We start from the raw sequence: 17428 nt of genomic DNA, 5'->3' as shown, positions 1-17428 counted from the left end.
CCGATAAGCCTCTGGGTTGCCTCTGGCCGGACCTGAAGTTGCTCAAGCCCTTCTGAAGGCCCGACTGCTCATATTATGGAATGGAAAGGGAAAGGGAACGACCGCCGCGCCCAAAGCTAACACTTGTTTGGTAGAATGAATTTTTGGCAAGATATCACAAGTTTTGATGACCGGAGGGTTAGTAGAATGTTTTTTTTTCATCAAGGCTCTTCGTTTTTTTCAAAAAGCACCGATACTCACTTGTATTTAGAGTTACAGCTATTTCAACCTAGCAAGTAGATTTTGAGGCTTTTTGCCTGCTGCTCCCTCTACGCAGCTCAATAAGTTAGCTTAATTATCCCATTTTAATTCTCTTTTCATCTCCCGCCGTCCGGCCGCATGAAACTGCTGCATCAGGAAGGCGCAACTACCCCAAGAGCGGACGGCTGCTAGGAGTGAATATCCTGGCCTGAAGCAATTAGGAACAAAAGCTACTCCGCCACAAGCTGGTTGGAAATCCTTGAGATTTAACTAAAATGATGGTTGATAAGGATGTGCATTTTAGGATATAGCAGCATCTATCGATGGCTGCTGGGCCAGAATGCTTGTGGCCCAGCGAAAGATTTGCTCCTGTTAATCATACCTAAAATACACTGTAATAGTGAGAATTTTCCGCCGAGGCAGTACTTTCAACTTTTAAAATGCCTCCACCCTCTTTCTTTTTCCCCTTTTCTTAAATCACCCATTTTTCAACTCAATGAAGAGAACCTTACTATTGAGCCTGCTTTTGCTGCTGACCCTTGCCGGGCGGAGCTGGGCCCAAACACGGCCGGTTTCGGGCCGTGTAACCGACAAAAGCACCAACGAAGGCCTGCCAGGGGTTAGCGTAATCGTGAAGGGCACCACGTCCGGCACGGCCACGGATGCCGACGGGCGCTTCACCCTTAACGTGGCTACGGCCGGTGCCGTGCTCCAATTCAAGTATCTGGGCTACCTCACAGCTGAGCAACCGGTCGGCGGCTCCGGCACGGTGGACGTGGCTTTGGCCGTTGACAACAAGCAATTGGACGAAGTGACGGTGACGGCCCTGGGCATTTCGCGCGAAAAGCGCGCCCTTGGTTACGCGGTATCAGAAATCAAGTCGGAACAGGTAGTGCAGAAGTCCGAGCCGGACCTGCTGCGCACCATATCGGGCAAGGTACCTGGCGTGAACATCGTCAGTTCTAACGGGGTGCCGGGCTCTTCCTCGCGCATCACCATCCGGGGTAATACGTCATTTTTTGGCGAAAACCAGCCCCTGTTTGTGGTGGACGGCGTGCCCTATGATAACTCCCAGACGGAATCGGATAACCCCCTCACGCATGGCGCCTCCTATTCAAGCCGGACTGCAGACGTTGACCCCAATAACATCGCCTCCATTAACGTGCTGAAGGGCGCGGCCGCGGCCGCACTTTATGGCTCGCGTGCAGCGGGCGGCGTTATCGTTATCACTACCAAGACCGGCGGCGGCGGCCAGCGCGGACCCAAGGGCATTCAAGTGGGCTACACCACGGGGTATTCTATTGAGAAAGTAGCCGCGCTGCCGGATTATCAAAACAAGTATGGCGCCGGCGCCAACTTCGTTAACTCCAGCGCCAACGGTTCGTGGGGCCCGGAGTTTGGCAACAAAGCACAGGGCGCCCCCGAAACCATCCCCCACCCCCAGGCGGGCAACCCAAACTTCCCCGACATTCCGGCCGACGCCACGATTCCGTACCAAGCCTATCCGAACAACGTGAAGGATTTCTTCAACACGGGCCACCTGTACGAGAACTCCATTTCGCTCAACAGCACCAACGACAACTCCAGTTTCACAACCATCGTGTCGCGCGCCGACCAGAAAGGGACCATCCCCAATTCATCGTTTGTGCGCAACAACATTAGCGCTGGCGGCTCGGGCAAATTCAATAAGCTCACGGTTACAGGCAACGTGGCTTACACCAATACGGAGCAGCAAGGCCCGATTTTGGGTGCCAACAATTTGCTGGGCGGCAGCGCCTCGGCATTTGCCCGGACGCTGTTTCTGACCCGTAGCCTCGACCTGCAGGGCCTTCCTTATAAAGACCCGGTGACCAACGGGCCGGTGTTTGCCTGGCTTACCACGCAGGCCGATAACCCGCGCTGGTCGGTTGAGAACAGCATCTACCGTTCGCGCGTCGACCGCGTAGTAGGCAGCTTGGGGCTTTCGTACGCTATTAAAGACTGGTTGTCAGTCACGTACACGGGCGGTGTCAATACCTACACCGATACCCGCACCAGCGTGATTCGGCCCGGTTCCCTAGCCAACAATGGCGTAAGCCAAGTTATCGAAGACTACATCCAGAACACCGAATTTGAGCAAACCGCCCTGCTCAACTTTAACAAGAACATTACAGAGGACATCAGCCTGACCGCCAGCGTAGGGCAAAACCTCAACGCCCGTACGTTCGACGGCAAATCCTACCTGGGCAAGGACATTATCATTTTCGGCATCGATAACATCGAGAACACCCGCGAGAAGAGCACCTATGGTTACGCCTACTCCAAGCGCCGCCTGATGGGTCTGCTTGGCAACGCCACTGTCGGCTATAAAAACTTTGCGTTTGTGACCCTCACGGGCCGTAATGACTTCTCCTCGACGCTGAACAAGAACGGCAACATCAACGAAACCGGCCGTTCGTTCTTTTACTCAAGCGCCGCGGGTTCGCTGGTGCTGAATGAAGCTTTCAAGCTTGACTACCGCTGGCTGGACCTAGCCAAAGTGCGTGTGGCTTATGGGCGCGTGGGCCGCGACGCCCCCGCCTACCGTTCGGGTGCTACCACCTACAGCATCAACCCGGGCGGCGTATTCCCTTTCAAGGGAGTGGCCGGCCTAGCCATTGGAAACGTCATCAACAACCCCGCTCTCACCCCGGAATTTTCGACCGAGTTGGAGGTGGGCACGGAGTTGTCCTTCCTAAAAGGTCGGATTTCGTTTAACGGCACCTATTACGACAAGCGTTCGACCAACCAGATTGCGGCCCGCGACCTGCCTTCGGCTACGGGCTACGGCGCTTTCTACACGAACTTCGGCGAAGTGTCTAACAAGGGTTACGAAGTGGCGTTCACGGCTATTCCTGTCGACGTGGCCGGATTCCGCTGGAGCAGCACCTTCAACTTCACCCGCAACCGCAACATTGTAGAGAGCACCACGGCCAACGGCGACACGCTGGTGCTAGGCTCGGCCTTCAACCTGTTGGGTCTGCTCATTCCGGGCCAGCCTTATGGCGTGCTGTACGGCTCGTCGGCCAAGCGCGACGGCAACGGTGAACTTTACGTGGACCCCATCAACGGCCGTCTGATTCCGGGCGGCAACAAGGTAATTGCTAACCCGAACCCAGAATTCCTGATGGGTTTTATCAACCAATTCACGTACAAGGGCTTTACCCTTAATACGTTAATTGACTACCGGAAAGGTGGCCAGCTATACGCCACTACCATTCAGGAAGAACTGGGGCGCGGCGTGACCAAAGACACTGAGGACCGCAACCGCCTTGTCATTATCAATGGCATTCGCTACGACCGTGCCACTGGTGGCGCGGCGCGCGATGCCAATGGCACCCCGCTGCGCAACACCACCGCCATTTCCGTTAACGACCTGTACTTCTCCGCTGCGGGGGTAGGTGGCGGCGCAGCCACCAACGGCTACAACGAGCAGTCTATTTACGACGCCACCACGGTGCGCCTGCGCGAGGTGTCGCTGGGCTACGACCTGCCCAAGTCTTTGCTGAGCAAGACGCCGCTGGGCGTGGTCAACATCTCGGTGTCGGGCCGCAACCTGTACTGGTATTCGCCCAACCTGCCGAAACACACCAACTTCGACCCCGAAACCAGTTCCTATGGGTCCAGCAACTTCCAGGGCGTGGAGCTAACGAACGCCCCCACCACCAAGCGCTACGGCGTGAACCTGCGGGTTACTTTTTAATGTTTGAATTCAGCCGGTAGGCTACTTCGCTATATGAAAATTCAGAAAATTGGCGCCACCCTGGCGCTGGCCGGTGTGCTGGCCGCGGCTTCGGGCTGCAAAGACTTTTACGACGTTAACAAAAACCCGCTTTCGCCCACCACGACCACGCTCAACACCTTGCTGCCCGTGGCGCAAGTGAGCATGGCCAGTGACCTTGGCGATAACGTGGGGGGCCTGAGCCAGTACACCATGGCTCTGATGCAGCAGTTATACAACACGCGCGGCATCGGCAACTTTCAGCAAACCGGCGGCTCGTTCGGTTTTCCTTGGTCGGACTTGTACAGCAGCATGCTGGTGAACAACGAACTCATCATCACGCAAGGCACAAAAGAGCAGCAGTGGGGCTACGTGGGCATTGCCCAGCTGCAAAAGGCGTACGTGTTCAGCCAGATGGTGGACCTGTGGGGCGACGTGCCGTATTCGCAAGCTTTGAAAGGCGTGGACAACATCGCGCCCCGGTTCGATAAGGACGTAGAAATCTACAACGGTTCGGCCGACGGCTCGGTACAGAGCTTGTTTGCGTTGATTGACGAAGGCCTTGCCAACCTCAACAAATCGGCAAGCAACCCGGGGCTGACCAAGTCTGACCTGATTTACAACGGCTCGGCCACCAAATGGGCCCGTTTTGGGCGCACGCTGAAGCTGAAGCTTTACAACCAGATTCGTAAAACCAACTCCAATGCGACGGTCATCAGCCAAGTAACGCCGCTGTTGAGCGCCGACTTGATGGGCGAGGGCGACGACTTCGAACTGGCGTATCGCAACACTACCAACCCAGACAACCGCAACCCCGGGTACGTCACGGACTTCAGCACCAACCCTGAGAACCGCATCGGGCGCTACTTCTACGAAGACATGCTGGCCAAGAATGACCCCCGCATGCCCTATTACTTCTTCAATCAAGTAGCATTAACCGGCCCGCCCGTAACGCAGCAGGACTACATCAACGGGCCCTTCGTGACGGTACGACCTGGCTCTACCGGTCAGTACACCAGTTCGGCCAGCACGGCTTCGTTCCAGACGGTGCAGGGCCTCTACCCCATTGGTGGAAAGTACGACGATGGCAAAGGCGGCAAAACCGGCACGACGGCAGCCCAGGGCAAAGCCGAAGCGCCCCAGCGCATGCTCACCTATTACGCCCGCAAATTCACGGAAGCGGAGTTGCAACTGACGGTGTTTAATGACGTGGCCGCCGCACGCGCCACGCTAGTTGAAGCCCTCAATGCCTCGTTCCGCAAAGTGAATACCATTGCCTCTAACGACGGCAGCCCTCAACTCACTGCCGCTCAAATCGCGGGCTATATTAACCGAGTGGCTCCGAACAACCAGCCGATTACCAATTCTGGTCCGCTCGACCGCTTCGATAGAACCCACGACGACCCGACGACGGCCGTCCCCAACCCGCCTTACCGTCCCACGACTTTGGAGGAGAAGCTGGAAGTCATCATGTACGAGAAGTATGTGGCCAGCTTCGGTTACGGCGTCGATGTGTACACGGACTTCCGCCGCACCAAGCACCCCCGCATCCGGGTATCGCAGCAAGTGGCCGACGCCAGCCGCGGCCTGTTACCCGACGACGGCGGCACGCAGGCCAACGGCGTGTTCCCGCACCGCCTGTACTACCCGACCTCGGACCTGATTTTGAATCCGAATTCGCCCAAAACGCAGAAGGACGTTAATTCCACCATCTTCTGGGAGCGCTAGGCCCCGGCACCCTCATCGATTTCATCTGCTTAGTTATATGAAAAAATACTTCACTCAGGTGCTGCTGCTGGTTATGGCGGTGGCCACCTTTCCGGCCTGCCGCGAGGCCAGCCGAATACCCGAGCCTGCCACCGAAAGCATTCCGCTGATTATTCCAGAAATCAACCCGCAGAAGTCGTATTTCGACTACCCATCGGCTCGCAATTCAATCACCACTCAGACTACGACTGGTACCCCACGCCCGGTATTCGAGTTTGTGGTGAATCCTTCTCAAGGCTACTCAGAGTTGCAAACAGTGGAAGTGTACAAAAGCTTTCGCCGCAACAACATCCTAGGTCCCCGGGTCAAAGTGACCGACCTCACCTCTTTCCCGGCCACGGTCACCATCAATAGCCAAGATGCTATTAAGGACCTGTATCCAAACTCGCCTACTACGGCCAACCCCGCTCCCACCCCCGTTTTGGCAACGTCGCCGGGTGCCCGTAACAACATGTTGAACGGCGAGGCCGTGGTCTTCACCTTCGAGTATATCATGAAAGATGGCCGGCGAATCACGCTCACCCCGCTTTCCACTACTGCGGGCACGGTGGGTGCACCCATAGGCACGTTCATCAACGCTCCTTACGCGGCCGTGGCGGAGTTCCGCATCTAAAGAAACTGGCTACTCCGTGTGTGTAAAAAAGCCCGGTACTGCATCTGCTCAGTACCGGGCTTTTTTTAATGTCAATTTAATACAAAGCTGAACGATAGGGCAGGCGCTACTCAGAATGGCAGCTATTCCTAAAAAATTTACGGAAATCACAAGTTTTCATGAAGGATTGATGTTTTTTTTGCTCTTGCATGCCTGAATTGTCTTATTTTTGACAGTGTAAACTCACCATTACCATTTACATTTTTTAACCTTTTGTCCATGAAAAAAACCTTACTCATGAGCCTCGTGCTCATGTTTACTCTCTTACAGGGGGTGTTAGCGCAAACGCGCTCCATCTCTGGGCGAGTAACTGACCAGAAATCCGGCGAAGGATTGCCGGGTGTGACGGTGCTACTGAAGGGCACCACCACCGGTATTTCCACCAACGCCAACGGCGATTTCACCCTGACTGTGCCCCAGGCAGGCGGCACACTGGTGTTTTCTTCGGTGGGCATGGCGACACAAGAGCGTGTCATCGGTTCCGAATCACAGTTCAACGTAGTAATGGCGCAGGACACGCGCGAGCTGAGCGAAGTAGTGGTAACGGCCCTCGGTATCGAGCGCGACACCCGTTCGCTGGGCTACGCTACGCAACAAATCAAAGCCGAACAGATTTCGCAGAAATCGGAGCCGAACGTGCTGAGTGCCTTGCAGGGCAAAGTAGCTGGCGTGAACATTGTGACGTCGAGCGGCTTGCCCGGTGCTTCGTCGAACATCAACATTCGCGGCATCACGTCGCTGGGCGGTAGCAACCAGCCACTGTTCGTGGTAGACGGTATTCCGATTAGCAACGACCTCGACCGCACCTCGAACACCCTGTTCGGCGCCCAGCAGTCGAACCGTGCTTTGGACATCGACCCCGAGAATGTGGAAAGCATTAACATCCTGAAAGGCCCGGCAGCCGCGGCACTGTACGGCTCGCGCGCTTCCTCGGGTGCTATCATCATCACCACCAAAGCCGGCCGCAACGTCAACAAGAAGCTGGAAGTGACCGTGACCTCGGGCCTTTCGTTCCAAAAGGTATACGGTCTGATGGACCTACAGAACGACTACGGCCAGGGCACCGCCGGCATCAACACCAACGTAAACGGCGACCCGAACACGGGCACCACCGCTTCGTGGGGTCCCCGCTTTGGCACCACGCCCACGCTTTACAACGGCCTGCTGTACCGCGACCCGGCCAATGCCAACAACCTGCTGACGCAGGACTACCGCGCTTATCCCAACAACACCAAAGATTTTTACAAAACCGGCCGCATCCTGCAGAACGGTGTAAACATCACCGGTGGCAATGCTGACCAGAACGTGTCGTTGAACGTCAACAACACCAACCAGCGAGGCATCACCGACTACTCCACCCTGAACCGCACGAGCGTGCAGCTGGGCGGCAACACCAAGCTGGTGAACAAGCTCCGCGCTGGTGGCTCGGTGAACTTCATTCAAACCACCCAGCGTGGTCCGCAGCAAGGCAACAGCGGTTCGCCGTTTGGCCGCTTGAACGTGGTTCCCCGCAGCTATGACCTGCAAGGCCTGCCGTATATCAACGCCGCCGGCCGCCCCTTATTCATCGGGGGCAGCGAAAACCCCTACTGGAGCTTGGAGCGCAATGGCACCACGTCTAACCTGACGCGTTTCATCAACGTGGCAAACCTGAGCTACGAATTTACGCCTTGGTTGACCGTTGCTTACCGCGCCGGCTTCGACACTTACACCGACCGTCGCAAGCAGATTTACGACATCGGCTCGATTCGTGCCGCCAACGGCCAAGTTATCGACCAGACTCTGTACCGCAGCGAGCTGAACGGCGACCTACTCATTACGCTGAAGAAAGACAACATTCTGACCGAAGGCCTGAATGCCAGCTTGCTGCTAGGTCAGAACATCAACCAACGCCGCACGCAGGAAGTGTTTGCACAAGGCGATAACCTGACGCTGCCCAACCTTTACAATCTCTCGAACGCTACCACCTTCTCCAACGGTACTGGCGAAGCAACTTCGGTGCGTCGTCTGTTGGGCTACTACGGTCAGTTGGACCTTTCGTATAACAACTACCTGTTTGTGACGCTGACTGGCCGCGCTGACCAGTCGTCGACGCTGCCGAAGAAGAACAATACCTTCTTCTACCCCTCGGCTACCCTGGGTTTTGTGTTCACGGACGCCTTCAAGATTTCCAACGACATTTTCTCGTACGGCAAAATCCGGGGTAACGTGGCTCGCGTGGGCCGCGACGCCAACCCCTACCTGCTGAATACTACTTACTTGGTAGGTGGCCAAGGCAACAACGTGGCTTCGTTCACTTTCCCCTTCAGCGCCATTCCCAATGGCGGCACTGGTTCCATCACTTACCCTGGTTTTGGCATCAACACCCGCCTGGGCGGCGGCGAAGTACTGACGCCGGAGTTCACGCAGTCGTACGAAGCAGGTGCCAACCTGGGCTTCTTCCGCAACCGTCTGACGTTTGACCTGACCTATTTCAAAACCATCAGCAAAGACCAGATTCTGAACGTGACCACGGCACCTTCGACGGGCTTCCTGTCGCGCACCACCAACGTGGGCCGCGTAGACAACGAAGGCTTTGAGGGCTTGATGAACCTGACGGCTATCAAAACCAGCAACTTCCGCTGGGATATTTCGGCCAACTTCACCCGCATTCGCAACAAGGTGAGAGAAATTTCGGAAGGCGTAACGCAAGCTGCTATTGGCGGCAACGCCTTCACGGGCACCATCCCTTCTTACGCAATTGACCAGCCCTACGGCGTCATCTACGGTCCCAAAAAGCCGCGCGTAACGGACAAAAACAGCCCCTTCTACAACCAATACATCATTAACCCCGCCAACGGAACATTCGCGCCTGAAATTCAAAACTCCATCATCGCTGACCCGAACCCGGAGTGGCAGGGTGGCATCAGCAACACGCTGAGCTATAAAGGCATTACGGCCTCCTTCTTGGTTGACGCCGTGTACGGCGCCGATGTACTATCGTTCACCGCTGGCCAGTACAAAGGCCTGGGCGCGCTGAAAATTCAGGGTGAGAACCGTGAGGCTCCCCGTGTGATTCCGGGTGTTATCCAAACCGGCACCACGGCTGACGGCACGCCCACCTACCGTCCCAACGACATTCAGATTGATGCCCAGACTTATTGGAGTGCCTTTGGCCTACAAAGCGACCTGAACGTGTTCGATGCTACCGTTTACCGTCTGCGCGAAATCACACTGGGTTACAGCTTGCCCAAGACCCTGCTCGACCGCACGCCTTTTGGCCAGGCAACTATTTCGTTCTCGGGTCGCAACCTGTTCTACTACGCTCCCAACGCTCCCTTCGACCCGGAGGTGAACACCCAAGGTGCTGGTAACATCCGCGGCCTGGAACTGCAAGGTTCGCCCAACGCGCGGAACTATGGCGTTAACGTACGCTTTACTTTGTAATCAGGCTTTTAAAGCTAATTCGACATCAAAAATGAGACATCAAAAATTCCTTGGTTTTGCGCTGGCAGGGGTTATTGCGCTCGGCAGCGTAGGCTGCAGCGTAGATAGCTTTCTCGACGTCAACGCCAACCCCAACAACCCGGAGATTGTGCCGCCAACAGTGCTCCTAACCAACGTACTGATTACGACGGGCTTCTCGAACGGCAACGAAATCAACCGCATTACTTCGCTGCTGGTGCAGCACATGGCCGGCACCGGTACCCAGTCGATTCCGCAGGACCGTTACGAAATCCGGGGTGGTCTAGACAACCAGTGGCAGTTTGAGATTTACGCCGGTTCGCTGGAAAACTCCAAGCAGCTCATTGACGCCGCCGCCCGCACGAATAGCCCGAGCTACGCTGGCATTGCCAAGCTGCTGAAGGCGTACAACTTCGCCATGACCACCGACCTGTGGGGTGACATTCCGTATTCGGAAGCGTTGCAGGGCCTGAACAAGCTACAGCCCCGCTTCGACAAGCAGGAGGATATCTACAAGGGCAACTCTGCGCTGGGCATTCAGAGCCTCGATGCCTTGGTGAAAGAAGGTCTTGATGACCTTAGCAAACCCAGCGCGCTGAACCCCACCAACGCTGACGACCCGGTGTATGCTGGCGACCTCGCCAAGTGGCGTCGCATGGGCAACACCCTGCGCCTGAAACTGGCCAACACCATCAGCCGCAAAGAGCCGGCTCTGGCCAAGGCCATCATCGACGAAGTCATTACCGGGAACAACTACATCGCCAGCAACGCCGACGATTTCCAAGTTCCGTTTGGTGGTGCTGTGGGCAACCGCAACCCACTTGCGGACTATAACGGCCTGAACGTGTACAACCCGAATACGGCTACGGTAACGGCTTCCTTGACGCTCGCCGGCCAGCGCCCGACCGACCTCCTGCTCAGCCAGCGTTTGCTGGACACCATGCGCGTGAACAACGACCCGCGTCTGCCCATCTACTTTAACCCCACGGCCAACAACGCGAGTGCTACGGTAACCACGCTGCCCGGCGCAACGGCGGGCACGTTCCTGTACTTTACCGGCATTCAAAACGGCAGCAACATCAACGTAGGCCAGCTCAACCGCTCGAAGTACAACACCTACTTCACCGGCTCGGCGGGCGAAGCGCCCATCCGCCTGATTACGAATTTCCAGCGCTTGTTTATCATGGCCGAATCGGCTCTGATTCTGGGCACATCGACTGGTGGTGCTGGCAACACAGTACAGTCGCTGTATCGCGATGCTATCCGCGCCTCGATGACCAAGGCGGGCCTGACCAGTGCCCAGGTAGATGCGTACTTCACGGCCAACCCTAACGTGGCCAACCTACGCGGCAGCCAGCAGCAGCAATTGAACCAGATTATTACCCAGAAGTGGATTGCTTGGGTGGGCAACAGTTACGAAGCCTATAATGACTACCGTCGGACCGGTTACCCCCGTTTGGCTCTGGCACAGAACGCATCGGGCGACAACCCCAACGTGCTGCCCCGTCGCTTTGTGTACCCGACCTCGGAAAGCGCTGGCAACGCCAACAACACGCCTAACCCGGTACCCGGCACCACCGCCAACGTGTGGTGGGACGTTCGCCCGCTCTAGTAGTCAGGCCTTACTTTTAACTCAGCATTTTACATGAAGACCCACATCATCAAGATTTGCACGTTGGCGCTACTTTCGGCTAGCACCTTCTCCTGCAAAAAAGACTACGGCAACAACCTCGGGCCCTTGCAGGACAGCGTGACGGACAACCCAGTTACGGTTACCAATGCCAACGCCTTCGAGCGCTTCCCGGTCGTCTACACATCGGTAGCCGCGGGTGGCACGTTTACCATCAATTTCGCAATACCTGCGGACAAGGGTAAAATCAAGCAGATTACGAAGGTGGCCACCAGCAGCACGGTGCAGTCGTTGAGCTACACCAACCTTAACTCGACGGCGGCTTCGACCTCTTACCGCACGGCCCCGATTCCGGGCAATGGCACTAACACTATATCGTTCACCTCGAACCTCAACGAGTACTTAGCTTACCGCATTCGCGTAGGCACTACGGCCGGCCCCATTGGTCCGAACGCCGGTACGCCGCCGGCTCCCACCATTCCCGTGCCCAGCACGACGGCGACCCCTACGGACATCGCCTTCTATTTCAACATCATGTTGGAAGATGGTAGCACTATCGTTCCGCTGCCCGTGCGAGTGCGCGTACAGCCCTAGTCGCTCGGCGATTGCCTTAATTGAAAAGCCCCCTGTCGCATGACAGGGGGCTTTTTTTATGTTACTAGTCGACTGTGCAGTTCTAGCGGCGCGGCTTAGAGAATGTATTGGCTTAGGTCCCGGTTCTTTACCATATCGCTCAGCCGCTCATCGACGAGTGCGGCCGTGATTTGCACGTGGGCGTGGGCACCAATCTTGTCGGGCACGTCGTAGAGAATGTCATTGAGCAAGCGGCTCATCACCGTGTGCAGGCGCCGGGCACCAATATTTTCAACCTCGGCGTTTACTTCCGAAGCAATTTCGGCCAAGCGTTCGAGGGCGGCATCGTCGAAAGTCAGCTCCACATCCTCAGCCTGAAGCAGGGCTTCGTACTGCTTGGTGAGGGCGTTTTTGGGGTCTTTCAGGATGCGGAAGAAGTCGTCCTTGGTGAGGCTTTGCAACTCGACGCGGATGGGGAAGCGGCCTTGTAATTCCGGAATGAGGTCGCTGGGTTTGGAGACGTGGAAGGCCCCGGCCGCAATGAACAGGATGTGGTCGGTGTTGACGATGCCGTACTTGGTGCTCACGGCCGAGCCTTCCACGATGGGCAGCAAGTCGCGCTGCACGCCTTGGCGGCTTACGTCGGGGCCGCCTTTGCCGCTGCCGCCGCTGGTGGCCACCTTATCAATTTCGTCGATGAAGATGATGCCGGCGTTTTCGGCCTGCCGAATGGCTTCGTCCTTCACTTCGTCCATGTCGATGAGCTTAGCGGCCTCTTCGTCGAGGAGCAGCTTGCGGGCTTCGGCCACGGTCACTTTGCGCTTGCGGGTTTTCTTGGGCAGCATGTTGCCGAGCATGTCCTGCAAGCCGGAAAGCGTGCCTTCGTCCATGCCAGGAGGCGCGCCCATGATGCCCACACTCGGGCCCGACTGCGCCACCTGAATCTCAATCTTGCGGTCTTCCAGTTCGCCGTTCTTGATTTTCTGACGGAACCGCTCGCGGGTGCGCTCGTTCAGCTCGGCGTCGGAGGTGGGCACGCCCTCTGCTCCCCCGCTGCCGAAGCCCAGGCCGGATTTGACGCCCGCGGGCTGGTTGATGGCCGGGATGAGGGCGTCGAGGATGATTTCTTCCACGGCATCGGCGGCCTGGGCTTTCACGGCTTCCTGGCGGCGGGCCTTCACGCGGTTCACGCTTTGCTCGGCCAGGTCGCGCACCATGCTTTCCACGTCGCGGCCCACGTAGCCCACTTCGGTGAACTTGCTGGCTTCGACTTTCACAAAAGGCGCATCGGCGAGGTGGGCCAAGCGGCGGGCAATTTCGGTTTTGCCCACGCCGGTGGCCCCAATCATGAGGATGTTGTTGGGTACGATTTCGGCCTGCATGGCGGCCGGGGCGTGCAGGCGGCGCCAGCGGTTGCGCAGGGCAATGGCCACGTGGCGCTTGGCGTCGTGCTGGCCGATGATGTATTTGTCGAGCTCGGCCACGATTTGGGCCGGGGTCAGAAAGGTGTCGTTGAGCATATTGGGAAGAGGAAAAGACCACAACGCCTGTCATCCTGAGCGTCGCGAAGGACCTTCTTACGGTTGAACTACTCGTAGCAACTACAATTGTTCAGCAGTGAAAAGGTCCTTCGCTGTGCGCAGGATAACAGGCGTTGTGGGATTGGCAAGGGCGGTTTACTCTTTCTTCTTAAACAAAGAATCGAGGTTACGAGACAGGGTAAAATATTCGCTGGAGCCCGCCGCCTGCAGCGTAGCGTGGGTGTAGTCAATCTGGAAGCTGCTAATCTTGAGCATGGCGCCAAAGCTGAGACCGGCGCTGCCGCTGGTATTGTCGAGGCGCAGCTCGCGGCGCTGGAGGTGGTTGTAGCCCACCCGGAACTGCAGGTTTTTGCTGAGCACCAGCGCCGCGGCCACCGTGAAGTGCCGGGCCAGGTTGTCGCCGAAGCTTTTGGTGGGCTTCTTTTCTTGGCCGCTGGCGTCGAGGGTGCCGCGGGCGTTGGGGTCGAGGTACTGAATGTCCCACTGCTGCAGGTGGTGGGCCGTGAGCGAGATGCGCACGGGCATGTGCTCGGGCTTCACGGAAGCGCCAATCTGGACGTCGAGCGGCAAGGGGCCACGCTCGGTGCCGGGGTAAGGGGAGAACTGGTAGCCTGCATTTTTGACGACTAGGCCAGCCGTAAAATCAGAAGTGGGATGCTTGTAGACCACGCCGGCATCGGCTACACCGGCCAGCGACCGAGTGCCCGCGATACTCGACACGGCCAATTTGGTGGTGGCCCCGAACGTGAATTTGCCCTTGGTGTAGGAATCCGACACGCCCACCGTGTATTCATTCACGCCCACCGTGCCGAGGCTGTTGCCAGCCAGGTCATAGCTTTCGAAGTTGCCGTAGTTGAGGTAGGTGACGCCGACGCCGAAGCGGCCATATTTCTCGGTATTGAACACGTAGGCGGCCGTGCTCTGCTTGATGTCGGCCACGTAGGCCACGTAGCTCAGCGCCAGCCGGCCGTCCATATCAGGGTTCAACAGGGCCGGGTTGGCGAAAAGCATGGTTGGGTCGTCGTTGCGGGCCGAGGGACTCATGCCACCCAGAGCCGCCTGTTGCGCGCCCACGGGCAAGTCCAGAAACGGAAAAACGGTGCGTCCACCCAACTGTTGAGCAGCCGCCGGCCGCAGCCCAACCAGCCCCAAAGCGAACCCAAACCCGATAACCCCGCGCGCGAAAAAGTGCTTCATTAGTCTAAGATAAAGCAGGAACAGGGACCTGCTGCGGCCATAACGCTGCTGGCTGGGCAGAAAGTACCTCGCCAGCCATTTTTACTGGCGCCGAACATATCCGGCTTCGTGTTGGAAGCCAATGCCCTGTTCGGCGCCAGTGAAGGGGGCTGCCGGACTACTGCACTTCCACGCTCGGGCCCACGACGGGCACGGGCTCGTCGCGCACGGGCAACTGCTGCGGGTGCGGCACCAACTCGTCGAGCAGGGCCACGCGCAACACGTCGTCCACGCGGTCGGCGTAGTGAATGGTGAGGCCTTTGAGGTAGTCTTCCTGGATTTCCTCAATGTCCTTGCGGTTTTTGGGGCACAGAATGATGTCCTTCATGCCCGCCCGACGGGCCGCCAGCAGCTTTTCCTTGATGCCGCCCACGGGCAGCACCTTGCCGCGCAGGGTGATTTCGCCGGTCATGGCCAGCTTGGCGCGCACCCGGCGCTGGGTGTAGGCCGAGGCAATGCTGGTGAAAATGGCAATGCCCGCGCTGGGCCCGTCCTTGGGCACGGCGCCTTCGGGGAAGTGAATGTGGAGGTCGTACTGCTCAAACAAGCGGTAGTCGATGCCGATTTCGTCAGCCCGCGAGCGCAGGTAGCTGAGCGCCGTAATGGCCGATTCCTTCATCACGTCCCCTAGCTGGCCCGAGAGCGTGAGCTTGCCGCGGCCCCGGCTCAGCAGGCTTTCCACAAAGAGAATGTCGCCGCCCACGCTGGTCCAAGCCAGGCCCGTCACCACGCCGGCGGTGTCGTTGTCCTGGTACTGGTCACGGTCGAAGATGGCGGCGCCGAGGATTTTGCGGATTTCGGCCGGCTCCATCACGGCGGGCAGCGGTTCCTTGCCGGCCTTGCGGCGGGCCAGGTTGCGCGTCACGGCGGCCAGCTTGCGCTCCAAGCCGCGCACACCGCTTTCGCGGGTGTAGTCGTCGGCCACGCGGTGCAGCGAAGCGTCGGTGATTTTCACTTCGTTCTCACCCAGGCCGTGCTCTTTCAGCTGCTTAGGCCAGAGGTGCTTGCGGGCAATCTGCACCTTTTCCTCCTGGGTGTAGCCCGTGAGGTCGATGATTTCCATGCGGTCGCGCAGGGCCGGCTGAATGGTATCGAGCGAGTTGGCCGTGGCAATGAACAGGACCTTGCTCAGGTCGTATTCCACCTCTAGGTAGTTGTCGGTGAAGGTGGCGTTTTGCTCCGGGTCCAGCACTTCGAGAAGGGCCGAGCTGGGGTCGCCGCGGAAGTCGCTGCTCACCTTGTCAATCTCATCGAGAATGATGACCGGGTTCGAGGCCCCGGCCTTCTTAATCTGCGAGATGATGCGGCCGGGCATGGCGCCCACGTAGGTTTTGCGGTGTCCCCGAATTTCGGCTTCGTCGCGCACGCCGCCCAGGCTCATGCGCACGTACTTGCGGCCCAAAGCCGTGGCAATGCTGCGGCCCAGGGAGGTTTTGCCCACGCCGGGAGGCCCGTAGAGGCACAAAATCGGCGCCTTCAAATCCTGCTTCAGCTTGAGCACGGCCAGGTACTCCAGAATGCGCTCCTTCACTTTTTCGAGGCCGAAGTGGTCGGCGTCGAGGATTTTCTTGGTTTGCTTGAGGTTGAACTTGTCCTTGGTGTACTCGCCCCAGGGCAAATCGAGCAGAAACTCCACGTAGTTCACGCTCACCGAGTAGTCGGGCGCCATGGGGTTGGTGCGGGCCAGCTTTTCCATTTCCTTCCTGAAATGGAGCGCCACGTTCTCGGGCCATTTCTTGGTTTCGGCGCGGGCGCGCAGGCGCTGCACGTCCTCGTCGGGGCCGTCCTGGCCCAACTCGTCCTGCAGGGTTTTGAGCTGCTGGCGCAGGAAGTATTCGCGCTGCTGGGCGTCGATGCCGGTGTGCGTTTTGGAGCGGATGTCCTGCTTGATTTCGAGCAGTTCGGCCTGGCTGAGCAGGGCTTCGAGCAACTGACGGGCCTGGGCTTCGGGGTCGGCCAGCTCCAGGAGTTTTTGCTTGGCGGGCAGGTCGAGCTGCACATTGGACGACAAGAAGTGCGTCAGGAACGCCGGCGACTGAATGCCATCGAGCATGGCGCGGGCTTCCATCGGAATCTCGGGCGTGAGCTCCAGCACCTTGGTGGCGGCCTCGCGCAGGGCCTGCATCAGGCCAAACTCGGCCGGGATGTCGGGGTTGAGGGCCACCTCGGCGAAATAACTCACGCGCGCCACCAGCGGCGTAAAGCTGAGCTGCTCCTCAATGGTGAAGCGCACCTGCCCCTGCAGAATGATGGTAATCTGGCCGTCGGGCTGCTCCAGCAGTTTCAGGATGCGGGCCAAGGTGCCCACGGGGTGGAGTTCCTCGGTGGTGGGCTCGTCGGCGTCGGGGTTGAGCTGGGCCACCACGCCCACGAGCTTGTCGGCGGCGTAGGCTTTGCGCACCAGCTTCACGCTCTTTTTGCGCGTCACGGTCACGGGCAGCACCACGCCCGGAAACAGCACGGTGTTGCGCACGGGCAGCAGGGAAAGCGTGGGGGGCGCGTCGTCGCCGCGCAGGAGGTGGTCGGGGTCGGCGGCCATGATGGCGATGGCTTCGGGTTGGGAATTGGGGTCGCCGAGGGCCCGCAGGGGGACCGCAGCAGAGGGT

9 protein-coding genes are annotated in these 17428 nt (G+C 58.1%); 6 read left to right on the top strand and 3 right to left on the bottom strand.

From position 1 onward, the window contains the following. The first annotated feature begins 736 nt into the window (after positions 1 to 736). The 6 genes from JAO73_RS13830 to JAO73_RS13805 all read left to right on the top strand — a co-directional run bounded on the left by JAO73_RS13830 (position 737) and on the right by JAO73_RS13805 (position 12066). The gene (locus JAO73_RS13830; RefSeq protein WP_198977624.1) at positions 737 to 3961 is read left to right on the top strand and encodes a SusC/RagA family TonB-linked outer membrane protein; all 3225 of its coding nucleotides are present in this window, start codon (positions 737 to 739) and stop codon (positions 3959 to 3961) included. A 33-nt stretch (positions 3962 to 3994) separates the two neighbouring features. Continuing rightward, positions 3995 to 5707, top strand: coding sequence for a SusD/RagB family nutrient-binding outer membrane lipoprotein (locus JAO73_RS13825; protein WP_198977622.1), 1713 nt, complete (start codon positions 3995 to 3997; stop codon positions 5705 to 5707). A gap of 37 nt (positions 5708 to 5744) precedes the next feature. Next, positions 5745 to 6359, top strand: coding sequence for a hypothetical protein (locus JAO73_RS13820; RefSeq protein WP_198977621.1), 615 nt, complete (start codon positions 5745 to 5747; stop codon positions 6357 to 6359). A 258-nt stretch (positions 6360 to 6617) separates the two neighbouring features. After that, positions 6618 to 9824 carry a SusC/RagA family TonB-linked outer membrane protein gene (locus tag JAO73_RS13815; protein ID WP_198977620.1) on the top strand — a complete coding sequence of 1069 codons (3207 nt, stop codon included), beginning with the start codon at positions 6618 to 6620 and terminating at the stop codon, positions 9822 to 9824. A gap of 31 nt (positions 9825 to 9855) precedes the next feature. Further along, entirely contained in the window at positions 9856 to 11454 is a 1599-nt protein-coding gene (locus JAO73_RS13810; RefSeq protein WP_198977612.1) for a SusD/RagB family nutrient-binding outer membrane lipoprotein, read from the top strand. Positions 11455 to 11487: 33 nt separating this feature from the next. Then, positions 11488 to 12066, top strand: a complete 579-nt coding sequence (locus JAO73_RS13805) for a hypothetical protein (protein WP_198977611.1) — start codon at positions 11488 to 11490, stop codon at positions 12064 to 12066. A gap of 95 nt (positions 12067 to 12161) precedes the next feature. On the opposite strand, the gene hslU is transcribed toward JAO73_RS13805, so the two are convergent. The 3 genes from hslU to lon all read right to left on the bottom strand — a co-directional run bounded on the left by hslU (position 12162) and on the right by lon (position 17361). Further along, entirely contained in the window at positions 12162 to 13565 is a 1404-nt protein-coding gene (gene hslU / locus JAO73_RS13800) for an ATP-dependent protease ATPase subunit HslU (RefSeq protein ID WP_198977609.1), read from the bottom strand. 156 nt (positions 13566 to 13721) lie between these two features. Beyond that, on the bottom strand, positions 13722 to 14783 hold the full coding sequence (porQ, locus tag JAO73_RS13795) for a type IX secretion system protein PorQ (RefSeq protein ID WP_198977607.1): 1062 nt from the start codon (positions 14781 to 14783) through the stop codon (positions 13722 to 13724). Between the two features lie 157 nt (positions 14784 to 14940). Continuing rightward, positions 14941 to 17361: an endopeptidase La gene (gene lon, locus JAO73_RS13790; protein ID WP_233169216.1), complete on the bottom strand. Its 2421-nt coding sequence runs from the start codon at positions 17359 to 17361 to the stop codon at positions 14941 to 14943. Between the last annotated feature and the right edge of the window lie 67 nt (positions 17362 to 17428).

The organism is Hymenobacter miniatus (assembly GCF_016427455.1).
Lineage (GTDB): Bacteria > Bacteroidota > Bacteroidia > Cytophagales > Hymenobacteraceae > Hymenobacter > Hymenobacter armeniacus.
The sequence above is the reverse complement of the archived record's forward strand: the minus strand, read 5'-3'. Positions and strand labels throughout refer to the sequence as shown.

Excerpts from the sequence above, each read along its gene's own strand:
- JAO73_RS13830 (WP_198977624.1), top strand. The coding sequence starts at position 737 with ATGAAGAGAACCTTACTATTGAGCCTGCTTTTGCTGCTGACCCTTGCC.
- JAO73_RS13825 (WP_198977622.1), top strand. The coding sequence starts at position 3,995 with ATGAAAATTCAGAAAATTGGCGCCACCCTGGCGCTGGCCGGTGTGCTG.
- JAO73_RS13820 (WP_198977621.1), top strand. The coding sequence starts at position 5,745 with ATGAAAAAATACTTCACTCAGGTGCTGCTGCTGGTTATGGCGGTGGCC.
- JAO73_RS13815 (WP_198977620.1), top strand. The coding sequence starts at position 6,618 with ATGAAAAAAACCTTACTCATGAGCCTCGTGCTCATGTTTACTCTCTTA.
- JAO73_RS13810 (WP_198977612.1), top strand. The coding sequence starts at position 9,856 with ATGAGACATCAAAAATTCCTTGGTTTTGCGCTGGCAGGGGTTATTGCG.
- JAO73_RS13805 (WP_198977611.1), top strand. The coding sequence starts at position 11,488 with ATGAAGACCCACATCATCAAGATTTGCACGTTGGCGCTACTTTCGGCT.
- hslU (WP_198977609.1), bottom strand. The coding sequence starts at position 13,565 with ATGCTCAACGACACCTTTCTGACCCCGGCCCAAATCGTGGCCGAGCTC.
- porQ (WP_198977607.1), bottom strand. The coding sequence starts at position 14,783 with ATGAAGCACTTTTTCGCGCGCGGGGTTATCGGGTTTGGGTTCGCTTTG.
- lon (WP_233169216.1), bottom strand. The coding sequence starts at position 17,361 with ATGGCCGCCGACCCCGACCACCTCCTGCGCGGCGACGACGCGCCCCCC.